The following is a 19,862-nucleotide window of genomic DNA, read 5'->3' on the forward strand; positions in this document are numbered from 1 at the left end:
GTTACACCGGCATGTTCATGATGTCGCGATAAGCGGAGAGCAGCTTGTTGCGGACCTGCAAGGTCGTCTCGAAACCGAGCGAGGCCTTTTGCCGCTCGATCATCACGCTGACGATGTCGTGCGTGTCGCCGCGCTCATAGGCTTCGCTGAGGTCGCTCGCCCTTGCCTGCTGGGCGTTGACCTGTTGCAGCGCGGCCGAAATCGCCGAGCCGAAATCGGGCGTGCCCTCGCTCGCTTCGGCGCCGCCGGTCGTGGCGCGCCCCGCGGCGCGTTGCAGCGCCTGGTTCTGATTGAGGATCGAGCTGCGCATCTGCAGCAGCCGGCTCTGATCAATCGTGCTCATCCGTTCCATCCGTCCTTGGTCGCGGCGTCGTGCCGCGCGCCCAAATAAGAATGCAAAGGATGTGCCAAAAAAATTACATAAGAAAAATCAGGGTGTTGCTCATGGGGTGCAGGAAGAAGTGTCTCATTCCGGCATTTTTTTGACGCGCCGCGCTTAAGCCCCCCGGCGGCGCGCCGTTACTGCAACCGTGAAGCTCGCTGAGCCCACACCACGGGAATGGCCATCGGGCCGGAAAGGAAGATCATGACTGTCATCAACACCAATGTGAGCGCGCTCCGCGCCCAGAACAATTCGCGTGTTGCCAACCGCATGCAGTCGCAGGCCATGGAACGCCTGTCGAGCGGCAAGCGCATCAACAGCGCGAAGGACGACGCCGCGGGTCTCGCGATCGCGACCCGCATGGACGCCAATGTCCGCGGCCTCAACCAGGCGGTCCGCAACGCCAACGACGGCATTTCGCTGGCGCAGACGGCAGAAGGCGCGATGGCCGGCATCTCGAACATCCTCGTTCGTATGCGCGAACTGGCGGTTCAGTCGGCCAACGGCACGAACGGGACGACCGACCGCGCCGCGATCCAGACCGAAGTCACCGCGCTGATCGCGCAGATCGGCGACATCGCCGGCCGTACCGACTTCAACGGCAACAATCTGCTCGACGGCAGCGTCGCGACCGGCTTTGACATCCAGACGGGTCTCAACACCGGTGAAACCGTGAACATCACCATCGGTGATCTCACCGCCACCGGCCTCGGCGTCGACGCGATCGACCTGTCGACCGCTGCCGGCGCCTCGGCGGCGCTCGCGACGCTCGATACGGGCATCCAGACGGTTGCCACCGAACGTGCCAACCTCGGTGCGCAGCAGAACCGCCTCGAAGCCGCTGTCGATACTTTGACGTCGACCGTCACGAATCTGGCGGACGCCAAGTCGCGGGTCGAAGACGCCGACTTCTCGGTCGAATCGACGAACCTCGCGGCTGCCGGCATCCTTGCGCAGGCGTCGACCGCGATGCTCGCGCAGGCGAACCAGAGCCAGCAGGGCGTGATGAACCTGCTCCGCTAAGGCGCCCAAGCCTGCCAGGCTATATTGGTTGGTCCCTTTGATAGCCTGACACCGATGCCCCGGCCCCCCACGGCCGGGGCATCTTCTTTTGGGCTGCGGGTGGGCGCGGCGCGTTTCGGGTGATACCAGCCGTCGCCCCAGCGAAAGCTGGGGCCGCTATCGGCCCGGTCTTTCGCCGCTGGGACAAGAGGATGGCGGCCCCAGCTTTCGCTGGGGCGACGTTTCATGGTGGGATGCTCTGTCCGCTCTCCACCTTCCAATGTCGGCGTCCGCCCTATTCGGCGCCGGCTTCGTCCCGGTCTTTGCGCAGCTCGCTGACGAGCAGCTTGTCGATCTTGCGCCCGTCCATGTCGACGATCTCGAAGCGCCAGCCGCGGTCGGTGAAACTCTCCCCTTCCTTTGGCAGGTGCTTCAGGATCGCGAGCGCGTGGCCTGCCGCGGTCGCATAGTCGCGATCATCGGGTAGCTCGATCCCCAGCCGGTCGGCCATCTGGTCGGCGGGCATCGACCCCGCGATCAGCAGGCTGCCGTCGTCGCGCTCGGTGACGAAAGGTTCGCTGCCGATATCCTGATCCGACGCGAACTCGCCCGCGATCGCCGACAGCAGGTCGGCGGGGGTCACCAGTCCTTCGAAATGGCCGTATTCGTCGTGGACGAACAGCATCGGCACTTCGGCGCCGCGCAGCGTTTCGAGCGCGTCCATCGCGTCGATCTGGTCGTGCATCACCGCCGCGCGGCGCATCAGCCGTTCGAGGTCGAGCGGCTCGCCGCGAAAGAGCGCCGCCGCGATGTCGCGCGCCTGCACCACGCCGACGATATCGTCGACCGACCCGCGCGCGACCGGCAGCCGCGTGTGCGGGGTTTCGAGCAGCTTGGCGCGCACCGCGTCGGCGTCCGAGGCGATGTCGATCCAGTCGACGTCGGTGCGCGGCGTCATCACTTCGCGCACCGGCCGGTCGGCGAGGCGCACGACGCCCGAGATGATCGCGCGCTCGCTTTCCTCGATCACCCCCGATTTCGACGCTTCGGCGACGATCAGGTGCAGTTCCTCGGCGGTCACCCGGTCTTCCGATTCGCGGCTGAGGCCGAACAGGCGAAAGACCAGCGCCGAACTCGCGTCGAGCAGCCAGACGAGCGGCGCGGCGACGCGCGACAGCCACAGCATCGGCAGCGCCATGGCGATTGCGATGCGCTCGGGCGCGCGCAGGGCGAACTGCTTGGGCACGAGTTCGCCCGCGATCAGCGAGGCATAGGTGGTGAGGCCGATGACGACGGCAAAGCCCGCGGTCTGCGCGCTGTCGGCGTCGAGCCCGAACCACGCCGCGAGCCGGTCGGCGACCGGCTGGCCGAGGCTCGCGCCCGAATAGGCCCCCGCCAGAATGCCGATCAGGGTGATGCCGACCTGCACCGTCGACAGGAAGCGCCCCGGATCGGCGGCGAGCCGGCGCGCGATCGCGGCGCCGCGGCTGCCGCGCTTCTCCGCCGCCTGCAATCGCGGGCCGCGCGCCGAAACGATCGCCAGCTCGGACATGGCGAAGACGCCGTTCAACAGGACGAGGACGGCAATGATCGCCACGTCCGACCAAGGAAAAGGGGTCATGGGATGGTCACCGGCGCCCGCGCGCCGCCCCCCGGCAAGGATCGGTCATCGCGCGGCTATAGGGCAAATATGCGGGAATACACAATGGCGCCGCGCAATGGGGTCCGATCGCTCAGCCGCCATTCAGGACCGGTTTGGAACCAGATGCGCGGCCGACTGTTATCGCCATGGAAGGATGGCGGACCAGCGCCATCACAATAGGGAGCGACAGATGAAGAACGGAACGATCCAGCTCACGACCCTCGCTGCGATAAGCGCCCTCGCGCTCGGCGGCTGCGTCACCGACCCGGTGACAGGGGAAAAGAAGATTTCGAAGGCCGCGATCGGCGGCGTCGGCGGCGCGCTCGGCGGCTATCTGCTCGGCGACCTGATCGGCGGCAAGAACAGCCGCACCGAGGAAATCGTCGGCGCCGGCATCGGCGCGGTCGCCGGCGCGGGCGTCGGCTATTATATGGACCAGCAGGAAAAGAAGCTGCGCGAACGCACCGCGGGCACCGGTATCGACGTCGAACGGCAGGGCGACCAGCTGGTGCTCAACATGCCCGGCGACGTCACCTTCGACCTGAACAGCGCAGTGGTGAAGAGTCAGTTCCGCAGCGCGCTCGACAGCGTGGCCTCGACCCTCGGCGAATATCCGAGCACCTATATCGACATTTACGGCCACACCGATTCGACCGGCAGCGACAGCTATAATCAGGGGCTGTCCGAACGCCGCGCGGCGTCGGTCGCCGACTATCTGGCGAGCCGCGGCGTCCAGCGCGCGCGCATAGCGACGATGGGCTATGGCGAATCGCAGCTCAAATGCACGCCCGAGACGACCGAGGCTGATCGCCAGTGCAACCGCCGCGTCGAAATCCGCATCGCGCCGGTGACCCAGAACGACGTCGCCAACGCGCAATAAAGTCCATTCCCGTGGACCGAAGGGGCGTCGCCGCGAGGCGGCGCCCTTTCCATATGGCGCCGGATGCCTAGAGCATCGTGCCGGAAATCTGCACCGTTTCCCCGAGCGAAGACGAGGGGCATTGCCGAGCGAAGTCGAGGCGGCGACGCTGCGGTTCTCGCTCCGCTCGAACGAGCCCCTCGTCTTCGGCCAAAGGCCGAAGTTCATCCTGAGCGCCCGCCAGGGCAGTCGAAGGGCTCGGGGATGCGGATGATTCGGATTTCGCGCAATTTGCTCTAGCCGAGCGTCGGGAAGCTGGCTTTCAGCCCGTCGATCACGAACTGCGCGGCGAGCGCGGCGAGCAGGACGCCGAGGAGGCGGGTGATCACCGCTTCGCCCTTGGCGCCGATCAGCCGCATCATCGGCCCGGCGGCAAGCAGCGCCGCGAGCGTCAGCGCGAGCACGAGGAGCAGCGCGGCGAAGATCACCAGTGCGCGCTCGACTCCGTTATTCTGCGCGACGAGCAACATCACCGACGCGATCGAGCCCGGCCCGGCGAGCATCGGCATCGCCATGGGGAATACCGAGACATCCTCGATCTCGGGGGTCGCGATCACCCGTTCGGCGCGTTGTTCGCGGCGCTCGGTGCGCTTTTCGAACACCATGTCGATCGCGATGATGAACAGCATGATCCCGCCCGCGACGCGGAAGCTGTCGAGGTCGATGTGGAGGAAGCTCAAAAGCGCTTCGCCGAACATCGCGAAGAAGACGAGGATCGCGCCCGCGATGACGATCGCGCGCACCGCCATCGAACGCCGCTGCGCCGCGCTCGCGTCGGCGGTCAGGCTCGCATAGATTGGCGCGCAGCCCGGCGGGTCGATCACGACGAACAACGTGACGAAGGCGGAGATGAAAAGGTCGATCACCGGGCGGGCGCCGCGACCTGATCGTCGATGACCGGCACCATCGCTTTGCCGTCCCACATCCGCACCGTGATGCGGCGCGAGCCGTCGGGCCGCACGATCGACGTCCAGCTGAGCGTCTGGTCGCCCGACAGGCCGACCTGCATATCCTCGCCCTCATTTGCTGCGGTGACGGCGGTCGCGGGGCGTGTTCCGCACGCCGCTTGTCTGGTCGAGATGAAATCGGGGGCTTCCCGCGGGGTCGCAAGATCGGCGCCATGGTCGAGCACCCAGCGCATCTCGCCCTTGCGCGGATCGCGCCGCCAGACGGTCGTGAAATAGCCGGTTTCGGCGCCCTTCTGCCACGCGCCGGTGGTCGCGCCGCTGTTGCCGTCGCAGCTGATATAGACCGCGTGCGGCTGCCAGTTCACCGCTTGGGCGGGGTCGGCCCTGCCCTTGAACCAGTCCTGCGCGAGCACGCGCTGCGGCACGAACATCACCGCATCGTCGGCCGCGGTCTCGCGAAAGGCGGTCCACTGGCCCTTTTCCTGCGCGAGCCGCGCGAAGGCGATCTCGGCGGCGACAAAGGCGCTCGGGTTCGCGGCGAGCGGCCGGTTGTAGAGGTCGCCGCGCGGCGAGGAGCCCGCGCATCCGGTAAGCAAAGCGGTGGCGGCAATGGCAGGCAGCAGGCGGCGCATCAGAAGCCCTCCGGATCGGCGAGTCCCGCGCGGCGATGCGCGGCGACGAGCGTGTTGCGGAGCAGGCAGGCGATCGTCATCGGGCCGACGCCGCCGGGGACCGGGGTGATTGCATCGGCCACCGCCGCGGCTTCAGCATAGGCGACGTCGCCGACGAGCCGGCCCTTCGCCTCGCCCGCGGCGGGCGCGAGGCGATTGATGCCGACGTCGATCACGACCGCGCCGGGCTTGATCCAGTCGCCCCGGACCATTTCGGCGCGCCCGACCGCGGCGACCACGATGTCGGCGCGGCGGACGAGACCGGCGAGATCCTTGGTGCGGCTGTGCGCCATCGTCACGGTGCAATTGGCACCGAGCAGCAGCTGCGCCATCGGCTTGCCGACGAGGATCGAGCGCCCGACGACGATCGCGTCCTTGCCCGACAGGTCGCCGAGGCGATCCTTGAGCAGCATCAGGCAACCGAGCGGGGTGCAGGGCACGAGCCCCGCAATACCGAGCGCGAGGCGCCCCGCGCTGACCGGGGTCAGCCCGTCGACATCCTTGTCGGGGTCGATCGTCGCGACCGCCGCCTGTTCGTCGAGATGCGCGGGCAGGGGAAGCTGGAGCAGGATGCCGTCGACCCTGTCGTCGGCGTTGAGCCGCGCGAGCAGCGCCTCGACCTCGTCCTGCGTCGCGTCGGCGGGCAGGCGATGCTCGAAGCTCGCCATGCCGGCGGCGAGGGTCGCCTTGCCCTTCGATCCGACATAGACCGCGCTCGCCGGATCGTCGCCGACGAGCACCACGGCGAGGCCGGGGACGCGCCCGGCCGCCGCCTCGAACGCGGGCACCGCGTCCGCGACGCGCGCGCGCAGACCGGCGGCGAACGCCTTGCCGTCGATCACATGCGCCCCCGCCGCCATGGTCACATCACCCCGGCATTCATGCCGAGCCGATAGAGATAGGACATCACCGGCCCCTGGAGGATGATGATCAGGATGAGCACGACCATCGGCGTCAGGTCGATGCCGCCGAAATCGGGCATGATGCGGCGGAAGGGGCGATAGAGCGGCTCGGTGATCCGTTCGAGCACATACCAGAGCTGGCCGACGAAGGCGTTATGCGTGTTGATGACGTTGAAGGCGATCAGCCACGACATCACCGCCTGGACGATGATGATCCACCACAGCACGTTGAGGAGGATCGACAGAATATCGAGAAGCATGAAATACAAGGCAAGGTCTCCGGCCGAAAGGTCGATGGCGGCGATGTTAGCGGTGAATGAGCGTGCCTGCACCCCTGGCGGTGAAAATTTCGAGCAGCATCGCGTGCGGGATGCGCCCGTCGAGGATCACCGCCGCCTCGACGCCGGTATCGACGGCAGCGAGGCAGGTGTCGACCTTGGGGATCATGCCCCCGGTGATCGTGCCGTCGCCTTTCAGCGCGTCGATGCCTGCACGGTCGAGGTCGGTGAGCAGCGTTCCCGACTTGTCGAGCACCCCGGCGACGTCGGTGAGCAGGAAGAAGCGCTTGGCGCCGAGCGCGCCCGCGATCGCCCCCGCCATCGTATCGGCGTTGATATTATAGGTGTCGCCGTCGGCGCCGAGCGCGACCGGCGCGACGACCGGGATGAAATGATCCTTGGTCAGATTGGCGAGGATCGTCGGATCGACCGCGACCGGCTCGCCGACGAAGCCCAGGTCGACGTGACGCTCGATCCCCGAATTGGGGTCGGGTTCGCTGCGATGCACTTTTTCGGCGAGGACGAGGTTCGCGTCCTTGCCCGAAATGCCGACCGCGCGCCCGCCGAGCCCGGCGATCCAGCCGACGATCTCCTTGTTGATCTTGCCCGCGAGCACCATTTCGGCAACCTCGGCGGTCGCGGCGTCGGTGACGCGGAGGCCCCCGACGAAGGTCGATTCGATCCCCAGCTGTTTCAGCATCGCGCCGATCTGCGGCCCGCCGCCGTGGACGACGACCGGGTTGATGCCGACGGCTTTCAAGAGCACGACATCCTCGGCGAAGTCGCGCTGCGCCTCGGGATCGCCCATCGCGTGACCGCCATATTTGATCACGAAGGTCTCGCCCGCATAGCGCTGCAGATAGGGCAGCGCCTCGACAAGCGTTTCGGCCTTGGCGAGCAGGTCGGGCATCTTTGCGGGGTCGGGGGCGTGAGTCATGCGAGCGCTCCTTCGGGGGCGGGCGTGCCGTCGAGCCGGCGGCCGATCGCGACCACCGCCGTGACGAGCAGCGGCACCATCACCGCCGACAGCACAACCTTGGCGATCATCTGCCCGAGCATCAGGTCGGCGATCGGGCGCACGCCATAGAAGCTGATGGTGATGAAGAGCAACGTGTCGACGATCTGGCTGAGCGCAGCGGCGACGAAGCCGCGCAGCGGCAGCAGCCGGCCGTTGTTCGCGGTCATCCGCGCGAAAATCCAGACGTTGAGGCTGACCGAGACGCCATAGGCGACGATCCCCGCCGCCATCATCCGCCAGCTCTGCCCGACGATGATCGGGAAGGCCTCTTTCGCGGGCTCGTACATGCCCTCGTCGGTCGGCAGTTGCAGCACGAACAGCGCGAGCAGAATTGCGACGACGAGCGGGATAAAGCCGAGCCGGACGAGGCGGTCGGCGACGGCGCGCCCGTGGAGTTCGGCGATGCCGCTCGAAATCGCGATCAGCGTCAGGAAGGGAAAGATGCCCGCCTCGACCGCGAGCGGGCCGAGCGCGACCTGCTTGGCGCCCAGAAAGCCGCCGAGCGGGACCATGCCGCCATAGAGTATCGCAAAGAGCAACAGCGAGGGCGCGACGGCGCGCGAGGTCGAGCTTTCCATCGGCGCGCGATAGTCGCTTTTGCCGCGCGGGGGAAGATAGTGCTCAATCGGGCGGGTTGTGCTTGCGCAAAAAGGCTTCGATTGCGGTCAGCAAGGTCAGCCGATCGGCCTCGCGCGTGAAATAGTGATCGGCGAGCGGGATCGGAAGATATTCGACCTCCTTTCCCGCCTTCACCATCGCCGAATACATTTTTGCCGACTGGACGACGTCGACGGTCACATCCTTCTTGCCGTGAATCAGCAGCAGCGGCGCCTTGATCCGGTCGACCGCGTTGATCGGCGATACCGTGGCGAAATCGGGAGTCATTTTTTGCCACTGACCGCGGTAGAGGCGTTCGCGGACGTTGCCACCGAAATCGTTGACCTCACGCCGCAGGTTCGACACCCCCGCGATCGAAATAGCGCAGCGATATTGATCGGGATCTTTGGCGATGCCCCACATCGCGGCATAGCCGCCATAGGAGGCTCCGACGATGCAAACGCGCTTGGGATCGGCGATCCCTTGGGCGACAGCCCAGCGCACGCCGTCGCTGACATCGTCCTGCATGGCATAGCCGAGCTGACCCTGTCCCGCCTTAAGAAATGCCTCGCCATAGCCGGTCGAGCCGCGAAAATTGGGTTGCAGCACGGCATAGCCGCGCTCGGCAAGAAATTGAGCCCAATAGTCGTAGCCAAGATCGTCATGTGCCCATGGGCCGCCATGCGGCATCACGACAAATGGCAGGTTGGACTTGCCGCCTCCACGCGGCATCGTCAGCACCGCTTCGATCTCCAGCCCGTCGCGCGCGCGATAGGTGACGAATTTCGCACGCGACAGCCGCTTGGCGCCGAGTTGCTCATTGTAGGACGCCAGCCGCGTCGCCATGCCCGTGCCCGCATCATAGTAAAAGAGCAGGCCGGGATTGTCGGGAGTGCTGAAGCGCACGAGCAATTTCTGCAGATCGTCACTATAACTTATGATCCGTGCGGTCGCATTGGGCGACATAGCATCGAGCGCCTTCTGGTTCGCTGCCATCACGGGGTCTATCCAGCGGACCGGACGGTCGCGATCGGAGACATGGACGCCGATCATCTTCGTGCCGTCGATCGACATCAGCACGCCTTCGATATCGGCATCGGGTTCGGCATGCACCGTCCGCACAGCCTCTCCGGTCAGCAGGTCCACTTCGGCGACCACCATGCGGTCATCGGGCGCGGGACGGATCATATATCCATGGTCGGTGCCGTGAAGGAAATGAAAGGGCAGGTCCAGCTCGTCTTCGTCGCGCAACCGTACGGTGTCGATCAGCTTGAACCCATGGTCGTTTTCGGAACGATAGAGCAGGGTCGATCGGGTGGAATGATCGCGATAACCGACCGCGTAGCGGACCTGTCCGCGGTTGTCGGCGCCCCAGTCGAGAACCGAACTGCGCCCGCGCTCGACGATGCGCTTGCGGCCGTTCGTCACATCGACGCGATAGACGGCGGGCCAGAATTCGGCGGATTCATAAATGCTATTCTGTCCCGTGACCAGAATTTGCGTGCTCCCGTCGCTCGGTATCCAAAGGACATCGGCGGCATTCTGTCCGTTGAGATCCCACAGCAGCTTCGTGATCTTCCGGCTCGTGCGGTTGATCGCGATCAGTCGCGATATGTACCAATTGTCGATATCGACCGGCAGCAGTGCGTGGAGTCCGACGATGATGTTGTCGTTCCCGACCCAGCGAATCCAAGCCACTTCGGTTTGGTCGGGGATCGCGACTGCAACATCGTCTTCGCGTTTTCCCTCAAGGTCCATCATGCGAATTTGCTGCGCGCCATCGGCGGCAATCAGGCCGGCGACGCGCCCTCCGTCGGGCGACAGCTGGGCGTCTTCGATGAAAGGAAGCTGAGCGAAGACTTCGGTCGGAAGCGGAATAAAGTCGCCCGCGGCGGCCGCGGCCGCCCCATCATCGGCGCCAGCCGCCCCGACAGGGCACAGACATGTCGCCAGCAGAAACACCCATATCCAACGCATAATACCCCCCTTCCCCGATTTAGCGTATGACAATTGCAGAGAAAAATCGCGCCGCCAAGCACCCGAAGAGCCCATAGGCGCGCGCGCCCCTTGCCCCCGCGGCAAAGCCCGCTAGACAGGCGTCTTAACTCGCGGGGGACGCACGAGCTTTATGGAACGTCTGATCGGTTTGCTGGGGATCGCCGCGTTGCTGGCGATCGCCCTCGCTTTCTCGTCGAACCGCCGCTGGATTCGCCCGCGCGTCGTGATTCCCGCCTTTCTGCTTCAGGCGGGTTTCGCGCTGCTCGTCATCGGGACGCCGTGGGGACGCGCGGTGATTCAGGGCATGTCGAACGGGGTCACCAACCTGCTCGGCTATGCAAAGGCGGGGACCGACTTCATCTTCGGCCCGCTCGCCTCGCCCGAAATGGGCGCGAACAGTTTCGCGATCGCCGCGTTGCCGGTGATCATCTTCTTCGCCTCGCTGATCTCGATCCTCTATTATCTCGGCATCATGCAGCTGGTGATCCAGTGGGTCGGCGGCGCGATCCAGAAGGTCACCGGCATCACCAAGGTCGAAAGCCTCGGCGCCGCGGCGAACATCTTCGTCGGCCAGAGCGAGAGTCCGCTCGTCATCCGCCCCTATCTCGCGAGCCTGACCGCGTCGCAGCTCTTCACGATCATGACCGTCGGCATGGCGGGGGTCGCGGGCACGATCCTCGGCGCCTATGCGAGCATGATCGGATCGCAGCTCTTGCCCTATCTGCTCGCCGCGAGCTTCATGTCGGCGCCGGGCGGCATCTTGATGGCGAAAATCATGATGCCCGACGATCCCAAGGACCTCGGGATCGAACCGGTGATCATGCCCGAGGCGACGCACGACGAGGAAAAGCCCGCGAACATCATCATGGCGGCGGCGCAGGGCGCGCAGACCGGCGTCAAGCTCGCGGTCGCGGTCGGCGCGATGGTGCTCGCCTTTGTCGCGCTCGTCGCGCTCGCCAACGGGCTGCTCGCGGGGATCGGCGGCTGGTTCGGCTATCCCGATCTGTCGTTTCAGGCGATCATCGGCGCGATCTTTCGCCCGGTGATGTGGCTGATGGGCGTGCCGTGGAGCGAAAGCGCCGACGTCGGCGGGCTGTTCGGGACCAAGGTCGTGCTCAACGAATTCGTCGCCTTCATCGACCTCGGCCGCGAACAGGCGGGCTTTTCGCCGATCTCGGTCGCGATCGCGACCTTTGCCTTGTGCGGCTTCGCCAACTTCAGCTCGATCGCGATCCAGATGGCGGTGACCGGCGGGCTTGCCCCCAACCAGCGCCCGATGATCGCGCGCCTCGGGCTCAAGGCTTTGCTGGCGGGCAGCCTCTCGAACCTGATGTCGGCGGCGCTCGCCGGGCTGATGCTGTCATTCACGGCGCCGCTGACGGCCGCAGCCTCCTGATCGTCAGATCGGCATGACACCGAAGCCGGCGCGCAGTTCGGCGACGAAGAGTTCGGGCTGTTCCCAGGCGGCGAAATGGCCGCCGCGCTCTACCTCGTTCCAATAGACGATGTTGCGATAGCGCTTGTCGGCCCAGCGGCGCGACAGGCGCATGATCTCGTTCGGGAACAGGCTGCACGCGGTCGGCACATGGATTTCGCCGCCGACGAAGCTGCGGAAGCTTTGCCAATAGAGCCGCGCGGAAGAGGCGGCGCTCGCGGTCAGCCAATAGAGGCTGACGGTGTCGAGCATCGCGTCGCGCGATAGGGCGTTTTCGGGATGGCCGCCGATCGACCGGCCGCCGGGCTGGTGCCCGCAATCGGTCCAGCCGTGGAATTTCTCGACGATCCACGCCATCTGCCCGACCGGCGAATCGGTGAGCGCATAGCCGATCGTCTGCGGCCGCGTTGCCTGCTCGGTCGAATAACCGCTGTCCTTCGTTCGATACCAGTCGAAGCGGGCGAGATAGGCCTTTTCGGTGTCGCTGAGGTCGGTCATCATCTCGGGCGGCGGCGCGCCGACCACCATGTTGACGTGGATTCCCGCGCAATGCGCGCCGTGCGCGACACCGATCGCGCAGGTCACCGCGCTGCCCCAGTCGCCGCCTTGCGCCAGATAGCGGTCGTAACCGAGCGCGAGCATCAGCGCGTTCCACGCATTGGCGATATGCTCGACGCTCCATTTGGCCTGCGCCGGCTTGCCCGAAAAGCCGTAGCCGGGGAGCGAGGGGATCACGAGGTGGAAGTCGGCCGAGAGCGGCTCGATCACGTCCAGAAATTCGAGCACCGACCCCGGCCAGCCGTGGGTGAGGATCAGCGGTCGCGCGTCGGGATTGGCCGAACGGACGTGCAGGAAATGGATGTCGAGCCCGTCGATCGTCGCGAGAAAATTGGGCCAGGCGTTGAGCCGCGCCTCGACGCGGCGCCAGTCGTGATGGTCGCGCCACCAGTCGACGAGTTCGCGCGCATAGGCGAGCGGCACGCCCTGGTCCCAGTCGGCGACGGTTTCCTTCTCGGGCCAGCGCGTGCGCGCGAGACGGTCCTTGAGATCGTCGAGCGCCGCCTGCGGCACCGCGACCGTGAACGGGCGGATATTATCGACCTTCATGTCCCCCTCCTCTGTAGTCTTCAGGGTCGCGCGGGCGCCTTGCAGCCGCGTTCGAGCCCGACGCCCTTCAAAAAGCCGCGGCGCACCGTGCCCGCGTAGAGGGCGGCGGCATAGCGGCGGCGTTCGTCGTTGGCGCCTGTAATCTCGCCGATCACCCCGCCGAAGGGGATGAACGATCCCGCCACCGAACCCGCGACGCGCCCGACGGTCGCCTCGGTCTTGTCGCCATCGTCCTTTTCGGCGCGTTCGTTCACATCGGGGCCGAGCACCGCGTTGAGTTCCTCGACCTCGCGAATGATCGCTGCGCATTTCCCAAGACCTGCGAGCGAATAGGGGTCGTCCTGAACCGCCATCAGTTTCGCTGGGATTTCCTTGCCGTCGAAGGGCTCGGTTACCATGTCGCCGGTCTTTTCCAGCGTCGAGCTTTCGGGCGCGCCTTGTTGCGCGTGGGCGGGAAACGCCAGACCCAGTGATGTTGCGGCCAATACCGCGAAAGCCTTATCCTGCATGATCGGTCCTCCCTTGCCTGGACACAGGATGATGCGCGCCGCGCCCTAACCGGCTCCCGACGATCGTCTAGCGCGTCGGCACGGGCTCCGGCCCCGTCCAGTCATAGAAGCCGCGCCCCGCCTTCTTGCCGACCCAGCCCGCCTCGACATATTGGACGAGCAGCGGCGCCGGGCGGAATTTGGGGTCGCCGGTGCCGCTTTGCAGCACGCGAATGATCTCGAGGCAGGTGTCGAGGCCGATGAAGTCGGCGAGCGTGATCGGCCCCATCGGATGATTGAGGCCGAGGCGGCAGCCGGCGTCGATGTCCTGCATCGTCGCGACGCCTTCGCCGAGCGCGAAGATCGCTTCGTTGATCAGCGGCATCAGCACGCGGTTGACGATGAAGCCCGGCGCGTCGTTCGCGTGGACGATCTCCTTGCCGAGGCCGCGGCCATAGGCCTCGACCGCGGCGAGCGTCTCGTCGCTCGTGGCAAGGCCGCGGATCAGCTCGATCAGCCCCATCACGGGGACGGGATTGAAGAAATGGACGCCGATGAAGCGCGCCGGGTCGGGCGCCGCCTGCGCGAGCCGGGTGATCGGGATCGAGCTGGTGTTGCTCGCGAGGATCGCCTTGTCCGAGAGATGCCGGCCGACGCTTTCGAAGATCGCGCGCTTGATGTCCTCGCGCTCGGTCGCGGCTTCGACGACGAGGTCGGCGGGGGTGAAAGCCGCATGGTCGGCGACAGGGGCGATGCGGCCTAGCAGCGCGTCGGCGTCGTCCCGGCTCATCTTCTCCTTGGCGACGAGGCGGCCGAGCGCCTTGGCGATCCCCGCCTTGCCGGCTTCGGCGCGTGCGAGGTCGATGTCGGCGAGCAGGACGTCGTGCCCCGCGCCCGCCGAAACCTGCGCGATCCCCGCGCCCATCTGCCCTGCCCCGATAACGCCGACGATCATAGCCAAATCTCCACAGAAACCCTCGAAACCAAGTTCGTCATCCCGGCGAAGGCCGGGATCCCGCCGGTGCGCTTTACGGCAGCTGAATAGTCCCGCACTAGGTAATCGACCCCGCCCGTCAAGGGGCGGAGCGGAATTCGGTCGCTTCGGCGAGGATCAGCGCAAAGGCGGGGTCGGCATCGTCCCAGCTCGCAACCGGGGTCCAGCCGCCGGCGCGCAGCAGCAGGCCCGCGTCGCGCGGGCCGTATTTATGGCTGTTCTCGCTGTGGATCGTCTCGCCCTTCGCCATATGATAGGCGCGCCCGTCGACCGTGAAATCCATGTCGCATTCGGCGACGAGATGCATTTCTATCCGGGCGTTGACGTCGTTCCACACCGCGCGATGGGTGAAATTCGCGGTCGCTATGTCGCCGCCGAGTTCGCGGTTGATCCGCTCGAGCAGGTTGAGATTGAACGCCGCGGTGACCCCGGCGGGGTCGTCATAGGCGGCGATCAGCGTCTCGCGGTCCTTGATCCGGTCGATCCCGATCAGCAGCTGCGACCCGTCGCCCAGCGCCTTGCGCCAGATACGCAGCAGGTCGATTGCGGTGCGCGCGACCATGTTGCCGATCGTCGAACCCGGGAAGAAGCCGAGCTTCGGCAGCGGGCAGATTTCGCGCGGCAGCGGCACCGGCTGAGTGAAGTCGGCCTCGACCGGATAGACGGGAAGCCCGGGGAAGCGTTCGGCGAGCTGTTCGGCGCTGTCGCGCAGGAAGTCGCCCGAAATATCGACCGGCACATAGGCCGCGGGCGAAATCGCGTCGAGCAGCAGCGGCGTCTTGGTCGAACTGCCCGAGCCGAGTTCGACGACCGCGCGGCCCGGCCCGATCGCCCGCGCCAGATCGGCGGCGTGGCGTTTCAGCAGATCGGTTTCGCTGCGTGTCGGATAATATTCGGGAAGCGCGGTGATGTCCTCGAACAGCGCCGAGCCCGTTGCATCATAGAACCAGCGCGCGGGGATCGCCTTTTGTGCCTGCGACAGCCCCGCATGGACGTCGGCGCGAAAGGCCACATCGACGCCGGCATGATCGGCATCGACCTGACGCAAATGACGAACGACTCCCATATCAAAGATCCTTTGCGAGCCGCACGCCGGTGAACTGCCAGCGCTGGTGGGGGTAGAAGAAATTGCGGTAGGAGGCGCGGCAATGCCCGCGCGGGGTCGCGACGCTGCCGCCGCGCAGGACGAACTGGCCGCTCATGAACTTGCCATTATATTCGCCGACCGCGCCGGGCGCAGCGCGGAAGCCGGGATAGGGGCGATAGGCGCTGCCGGTCCATTCCCAGACGCTGCCGAACATTTGTTGCAGCGGCGCGTCGTCGTCCGCTGCGGCGGGCTGGACAGGCCCCGCGGCATCGAGCTGGTCGCCGCCCGACGGATCGAGCGCCGCGGCGGCCGCTTCCCATTCGGATTCGGTCGGCAGGCGCGCCCCGGCCCAGTTTGCGAAGGCGTCGGCTTCATAGAAGCTGATGTGCGTCACCGGGGCGGCGGGGTCGATGGCGCGCCAGCCCGACAGGGTGAAATAACGCCCGTCCCGCCAATAGGCGGGCGCGTCGATCGCATCCGCCTGCACCCACGCCCAGCCGTCGCTGAGCCAGAGCGAGGGCGTGCGATAGCCGCCGTCGGCGATGAATTCCTGCCACTCGCCGTTGGTCACCGGCCGGTGCGCCAGCGCGTGCGGGGCGAGCAGCACCGGATGGCGCGGGCCTTCGCAGTCGAAGGCGAAACCCTCGCCCGAATGACCGACCGAGACCATGCCCTCCGCGCCGCGGACCCAGCGCAGCTTGTCGGCGGAAAGCCGCGATACTTCATTCGCGATTGCACCGTCGTCGCGCCACATTGCGGGGCCGAGCGGGTTCTGCGCGAAGAGATGCTTGATGTCGGTGAGCAGCAACTCCTGATGCTGCTGCTCGTGATGGATGCCGAGTTCGACGAGTGCGAGCGCCGCGGGCGACAGGCGGGGCAGCGCGTCGAGTACCGCCGCATCGACGTGCGCGCGCCAGCGCAGCACCTCGGCGAGCGACGGGCGGGTCAGCAGCCCGCGGCGCGGACGCGCGTGGCGCGGCCCTTCGGCCTCGTAATAGCTGTTGAACAGATAGGAGAAACGATCGTCGTAGAGGGAATAGCCCGTGACATGATCGCGCAGCACGAAGGTTTCGAAGAACCAGCTTGTATGCGCAAGATGCCATTTGGCGGGCGAGGCGTCGTCCATCGACTGCGCGCTCGCATCGGCGTCGGACAGCGGCGCCGCAAGATCGGCCGACAGGCGGCGCAGCGCGGCGAAGCGTCGGCTCAGCGCTTCGGCCGGATCGGTGCGAGCGACAATCGGCGAAGCATCGGTTCGGCTGGCCATGTTCGAGCAATCCTCCGGCGACGATTCGGTTTCGGGGACAGGAGGATTATGGTTACGCCGCGGCGCGATGTCCAGAACATTTCGGGAACGATTTTCAGCCGCGAGGCGAAGCCTGCCTGAAAGACGACGATGTGCGGGTGGGCAGAAGCTCAGCGCGTTGCGCCGGGTTTCCACAAAATGTCGCAGCCCGCCGCGGCGTTGATCGCGCGCGTCATCACGAAAAGATGGTCGGAGAGGCGGTTGAGATAGGCGAGCGCGAGGGGGTTGAGGTCGCGCGTTTCGGCGGCTGCGACCGCGGCGCGTTCGGCGCGGCGCGCGACCGCGCGCGCGAGGTGGAGCCGCGCCGCCGCCTCGGTCCCGCCGGGCAGGATGAAGCTGTTCAAGGGCGCGAGCGTTTCGTTCATCGCGTCGATTTCGGCCTCGAGCCGCTCGATCTGGCGCGGCACGATGCGCAGCGCCATGTCGTGCGGACCAAAGCCATGCTCGGCATCCGCGGGCGTCGCAAGGTCGGCGCCGAGGTCGAACAGCTCGTTCTGGATGCGCGTGAGCATCGCGGCTTCGCTGGCGCCTTCGGGCAATGCGGCGACCGCGAGGCCGACCCAGCTATTCGCTTCGTCGACGTCGCCGACGGCTGCCATCAGCGGTGCCGACTTGGCGATGCGCGAGCCGTCGACGAGGCCGGTCGTGCCGGCATCGCCGGTGCGCGTGTAGATCTTGTTGAGCTTGACCATCAGGGGTGGCGGCTGGCGATCTGGCGCGCTGTGGATCGACCAACCTCGTCATTGCGAGCGAAGCGAAGCAATCCAGGCGACCGGCAAACCGCTCTGGATTGCTTCGCTTCGCTCGCAATGACGCGAATCATTCCCTAGCTGCCCGCGGCGAGGAGGCCGATCAGCACGAGCAGGATGATGGTGATCGCCTGCCATTTGATGCGCGCCATCATCATCTTGTTCTGCATCACCTGATTTTCATGGGCATTGCCCTCCATTGCCGCGCGATGCCCCTGCGAGAAATAGAAGAGGCCGCGCGCGAGCGCGAAGAGGACGAGGCCGGCGGCAGCGACCACCGCGAGGATGAGCAGAACTTGCATCGGTCCTATTTAGGGATTTCGCAGCGAATATCCAGCCGGAAGCCGCCCGGCGCGCAAATCGGCGGCGAGCGCGTGCCCGTCGACGCCCGCTTCACGCAAGGTGGCGAGCGTCGCGGCGGCGTCGCGCTTCGCGAGCCTTTTCCCGTCCGCTCCGCACACGAGCGCGTGGTGGCGATAGGCGGGGGTCGGCAGGCCGAGCAGCGCCTGGAGCAGCCGGTGGACGTCGGTCGAGGCGATCAGGTCGGCGCCGCGGATCACCTCGGTCACTTTCATCGCGGCATCGTCGATCGTGCTCGCGAGATGATAGCTCGCGGGCGCATCCTTGCGCGCGAGCACGACATCGCCGTGTGCGGCGGGATCGGCAGCGCGCAGGCCTTGCCCGGCCTCCTCCCACACGAGCGGCCCGGCGAGCGCGGCGGCGCGCGCCATGTCGAGCCGCCAGCAATGCGGCTCGCCGGCGATCCGGAGCGCGCGTTCGTCGGCGCCGAGATGGCGGCAGGTGCCCGGATAGACCGGCCCGGCGGGGCCGTGCGGCGCGGCGAGGCTCTGCACGATGTCGGCGCGGGTGCAGAAGCAGGGATAGACGAGATCGCGCGCGCGCAGATGGTCGAGCGCCGCGGCATAGTCGCCGAGATGCTGCGACTGGCGCACCGGCGCGCCATCCCGCTCGAGCCCGAGCCAGTCGAGGTCGGCGATCGCGGCGGCAACATGCTCTTCGCGCGAGCGGGCGCCGTCGATATCGTCGATGCGGAGCAGGAACGCGCCGCCGGCGCGGCGCGCGGCATCGTGCGCCAGAACCGCGCTATAGGCGTGGCCGAGGTGGAGTTCGCCGGTCGGGCTGGGCGCGAAGCGGGTCAGCATGGCGCGGGGGCCGAATCCAGATACTGTGTCCTGAAAGCCGCAATCCTTCCATATCTTGCGACAAAAGCCCCCTTGACGTGCGAATCGGATTCGGCATGTAATGATGCTGTCACTCGGGAAAGGCAGTGGCGCGCCATCCCGCGCAGCATGAGGGGCAGCGTTACCAAGCCATGTTCCATCCCGATCTCGCCCGGCATCCCGATAGCTGTCCCGCGCTCGTCCTCAACGCCGATTATACGCCGCTGAGCTATTACCCGTTGAGCCTGTGGCCGTGGCAGACCGCGGTCAAGGCGGTTTTCCTCGACCGCGTAACGATCGTCGAAAATTATGCGCGCGAGATTCATTCGCCGACGCGCTCGATGCCGATCCCGAGCGTGATCGCGCTCAGGCAATATGTGAAGCCGTCGGAGCATCCGGCCTTCACCCGCTTCAACCTGTTCCTGCGCGACCGTTTCGCGTGCCAATATTGCGGGTCGGGCCGGGACCTGACCTTCGATCATGTCGTGCCGCGCCGCCTCGGCGGGCGCACGAGCTGGGAAAATGTCACCACCGCCTGCGCGCCGTGCAACCTCAGGAAAGGCGGCCGCACGCCGCAACAGGCGCATATGCCGCTCTATCGCCAGCCGTGGCGCCCGACGAGTTGGCAGCTCCAGGACAATGGCCGCGCCTTTCCGCCGAATTATCTGCACGAAAGCTGGATCGACTGGCTCTATTGGGACGTCGAGCTGGAGGGCTGAGATACCGAAGGGGGAGAAGAGGATGCTCCGTTTCGCCGCGATCTTCGCCCTGGGCTTGCCTCTCGCCGCCTGCGCCTCGACGCCGCCCGCCGATGGCATGATCACCCTTACCGGCAGCATCGCCTATCGCGAGCGGGTCGCGCTGCCGCCGAGCGCGCGGATCGAGGTGCGGCTCGACGATGTCAGCCTCGCCGACGCGCCCGCGCGCACGCTCGCGCGGCAGGAATTCGCCGCGGACGGCAAGCAGGTGCCCTTCGCCTTTTCGCTCACCGTCGATCGCGCCGAAATCGACCCGCGCCACAGCTATGCCGTCGCGGCGCGGATCAGCGATGGGGAGGGCAAGCTGATGTTCGTCACCGACACGCGCAACAGCGTTGCGTTCGATACGGGGGCGACGGTCGATATGGGCACGCTGATGCTCGTTATGACACGCTGAATCTTGCGTGGCGCATAGCTATGCGCCTGCCCCGCCCTTGACC

The 19,862-nt window shown here is 66.4% G+C and carries 22 protein-coding genes; 5 read left to right on the plus strand and 17 right to left on the minus strand.

Annotated elements, in window-relative coordinates; translation table 11 throughout:
* Position 1 precedes the first annotated feature (1 nt).
* Positions 2-343, minus strand: coding sequence for a flagellar hook-basal body complex protein FliE (fliE, locus tag KNJ79_RS01225; protein ID WP_089216664.1), 342 nt, complete (start codon positions 341-343; stop codon positions 2-4).
* Positions 344-586: 243 nt separating this feature from the next.
* Here fliE and KNJ79_RS01230 point away from each other — a divergent pair, with 243 nt between their 5' ends.
* Positions 587-1,405, plus strand: a complete 819-nt coding sequence (locus tag KNJ79_RS01230) for a flagellin N-terminal helical domain-containing protein (protein ID WP_089216665.1) — start codon at positions 587-589, stop codon at positions 1,403-1,405.
* 274 nt (positions 1,406-1,679) lie between these two features.
* Here the strand turns inward: KNJ79_RS01230 and KNJ79_RS01235 are convergent, their stop codons facing one another.
* Positions 1,680-3,005 (minus strand): hemolysin family protein, encoded by a 1,326-nt coding sequence (locus KNJ79_RS01235; protein ID WP_317152476.1) that lies wholly within the window; start codon positions 3,003-3,005, stop codon positions 1,680-1,682.
* Positions 3,006-3,216: 211 nt separating this feature from the next.
* On the opposite strand from KNJ79_RS01235, the gene KNJ79_RS01240 reads away from it, so the two are divergent.
* Positions 3,217-3,906, plus strand: coding sequence for an OmpA family protein (locus tag KNJ79_RS01240; protein WP_317152477.1), 690 nt, complete (start codon positions 3,217-3,219; stop codon positions 3,904-3,906).
* Positions 3,907-4,181: 275 nt separating this feature from the next.
* Here KNJ79_RS01240 and KNJ79_RS01245 read toward each other — a convergent pair whose 3' ends face one another.
* The 7 genes from KNJ79_RS01245 to KNJ79_RS01275 are packed head-to-tail and all read right to left on the minus strand — an operon-like array spanning position 4,182 to position 10,296.
* Positions 4,182-4,811: a MarC family protein gene (locus KNJ79_RS01245; protein ID WP_089216538.1), complete on the minus strand. Its 630-nt coding sequence runs from the start codon at positions 4,809-4,811 to the stop codon at positions 4,182-4,184.
* On the minus strand, positions 4,808-5,485 hold the full coding sequence (locus KNJ79_RS01250) for a hypothetical protein (RefSeq protein ID WP_317152478.1): 678 nt from the start codon (positions 5,483-5,485) through the stop codon (positions 4,808-4,810). The genes KNJ79_RS01245 and KNJ79_RS01250 overlap by 4 nt, the downstream gene beginning before the upstream one ends.
* Positions 5,485-6,384, minus strand: a complete 900-nt coding sequence (folD, locus tag KNJ79_RS01255) for a bifunctional methylenetetrahydrofolate dehydrogenase/methenyltetrahydrofolate cyclohydrolase FolD (RefSeq protein WP_317153971.1) — start codon at positions 6,382-6,384, stop codon at positions 5,485-5,487. The genes KNJ79_RS01250 and folD overlap by 1 nt, the downstream gene beginning before the upstream one ends.
* Positions 6,385-6,386: 2 nt before the next feature.
* Positions 6,387-6,686, minus strand: a complete 300-nt coding sequence (locus KNJ79_RS01260) for a YggT family protein (RefSeq protein WP_170935560.1) — start codon at positions 6,684-6,686, stop codon at positions 6,387-6,389.
* A 46-nt stretch (positions 6,687-6,732) separates the two neighbouring features.
* Complete coding sequence (gene argB, locus KNJ79_RS01265; protein ID WP_317152479.1) at positions 6,733-7,641, minus strand: acetylglutamate kinase; 909 nt, start codon at positions 7,639-7,641, stop codon at positions 6,733-6,735.
* The gene (locus tag KNJ79_RS01270) at positions 7,638-8,300 is read right to left on the minus strand and encodes a queuosine precursor transporter (protein ID WP_317152480.1); all 663 of its coding nucleotides are present in this window, start codon (positions 8,298-8,300) and stop codon (positions 7,638-7,640) included. The genes argB and KNJ79_RS01270 overlap by 4 nt, the downstream gene beginning before the upstream one ends.
* Positions 8,301-8,343: 43 nt before the next feature.
* Entirely contained in the window at positions 8,344-10,296 is a 1,953-nt protein-coding gene (locus KNJ79_RS01275) for an alpha/beta hydrolase family protein (RefSeq protein WP_317152481.1), read from the minus strand.
* Positions 10,297-10,447: 151 nt separating this feature from the next.
* Here KNJ79_RS01275 and KNJ79_RS01280 point away from each other — a divergent pair, with 151 nt between their 5' ends.
* The gene (locus tag KNJ79_RS01280; protein ID WP_317152482.1) at positions 10,448-11,713 is read left to right on the plus strand and encodes a NupC/NupG family nucleoside CNT transporter; all 1,266 of its coding nucleotides are present in this window, start codon (positions 10,448-10,450) and stop codon (positions 11,711-11,713) included.
* Between the two features lie 3 nt (positions 11,714-11,716).
* On the opposite strand, the gene KNJ79_RS01285 is transcribed toward KNJ79_RS01280, so the two are convergent.
* The 8 genes from KNJ79_RS01285 to gluQRS all read right to left on the minus strand — a co-directional run bounded on the left by KNJ79_RS01285 (position 11,717) and on the right by gluQRS (position 18,646).
* Complete coding sequence (locus KNJ79_RS01285) at positions 11,717-12,859, minus strand: epoxide hydrolase family protein (RefSeq protein WP_317152483.1); 1,143 nt, start codon at positions 12,857-12,859, stop codon at positions 11,717-11,719.
* A gap of 20 nt (positions 12,860-12,879) precedes the next feature.
* Positions 12,880-13,368: a hypothetical protein gene (locus tag KNJ79_RS01290; protein WP_317152484.1), complete on the minus strand. Its 489-nt coding sequence runs from the start codon at positions 13,366-13,368 to the stop codon at positions 12,880-12,882.
* A 67-nt stretch (positions 13,369-13,435) separates the two neighbouring features.
* A complete protein-coding gene (locus KNJ79_RS01295; protein WP_089216548.1) occupies positions 13,436-14,302 on the minus strand; it encodes a 3-hydroxyacyl-CoA dehydrogenase NAD-binding domain-containing protein in 867 nt (288 codons plus the stop codon).
* A 118-nt stretch (positions 14,303-14,420) separates the two neighbouring features.
* Positions 14,421-15,407 carry an L-histidine N(alpha)-methyltransferase gene (gene egtD / locus KNJ79_RS01300; protein ID WP_317152485.1) on the minus strand — a complete coding sequence of 329 codons (987 nt, stop codon included), beginning with the start codon at positions 15,405-15,407 and terminating at the stop codon, positions 14,421-14,423.
* 1 nt (position 15,408) lies between these two features.
* Positions 15,409-16,695: an ergothioneine biosynthesis protein EgtB gene (gene egtB, locus KNJ79_RS01305; protein WP_317152486.1), complete on the minus strand. Its 1,287-nt coding sequence runs from the start codon at positions 16,693-16,695 to the stop codon at positions 15,409-15,411.
* A 149-nt stretch (positions 16,696-16,844) separates the two neighbouring features.
* A complete protein-coding gene (locus KNJ79_RS01310; RefSeq protein ID WP_089216551.1) occupies positions 16,845-17,426 on the minus strand; it encodes a cob(I)yrinic acid a,c-diamide adenosyltransferase in 582 nt (193 codons plus the stop codon).
* Between the two features lie 134 nt (positions 17,427-17,560).
* A complete protein-coding gene (locus KNJ79_RS01315; RefSeq protein WP_317152487.1) occupies positions 17,561-17,785 on the minus strand; it encodes an HIG1 domain-containing protein in 225 nt (74 codons plus the stop codon).
* A 9-nt stretch (positions 17,786-17,794) separates the two neighbouring features.
* The gene (gene gluQRS / locus KNJ79_RS01320; RefSeq protein ID WP_317152488.1) at positions 17,795-18,646 is read right to left on the minus strand and encodes a tRNA glutamyl-Q(34) synthetase GluQRS; all 852 of its coding nucleotides are present in this window, start codon (positions 18,644-18,646) and stop codon (positions 17,795-17,797) included.
* Between the two features lie 170 nt (positions 18,647-18,816).
* Between gluQRS and KNJ79_RS01325 the strand changes: the two genes are divergently transcribed.
* Positions 18,817-19,383, plus strand: coding sequence for an HNH endonuclease (locus tag KNJ79_RS01325; protein WP_089216554.1), 567 nt, complete (start codon positions 18,817-18,819; stop codon positions 19,381-19,383).
* 22 nt (positions 19,384-19,405) lie between these two features.
* Entirely contained in the window at positions 19,406-19,819 is a 414-nt protein-coding gene (locus KNJ79_RS01330) for a YbaY family lipoprotein (RefSeq protein ID WP_317152489.1), read from the plus strand.
* Positions 19,820-19,862 lie beyond the last annotated feature (43 nt).

Origin of the sequence: Sphingopyxis indica, from assembly GCF_032879645.1 — a bacterium.
In the GTDB taxonomy this organism is placed as follows: Bacteria; Pseudomonadota; Alphaproteobacteria; order Sphingomonadales; family Sphingomonadaceae; genus Sphingopyxis; species Sphingopyxis indica.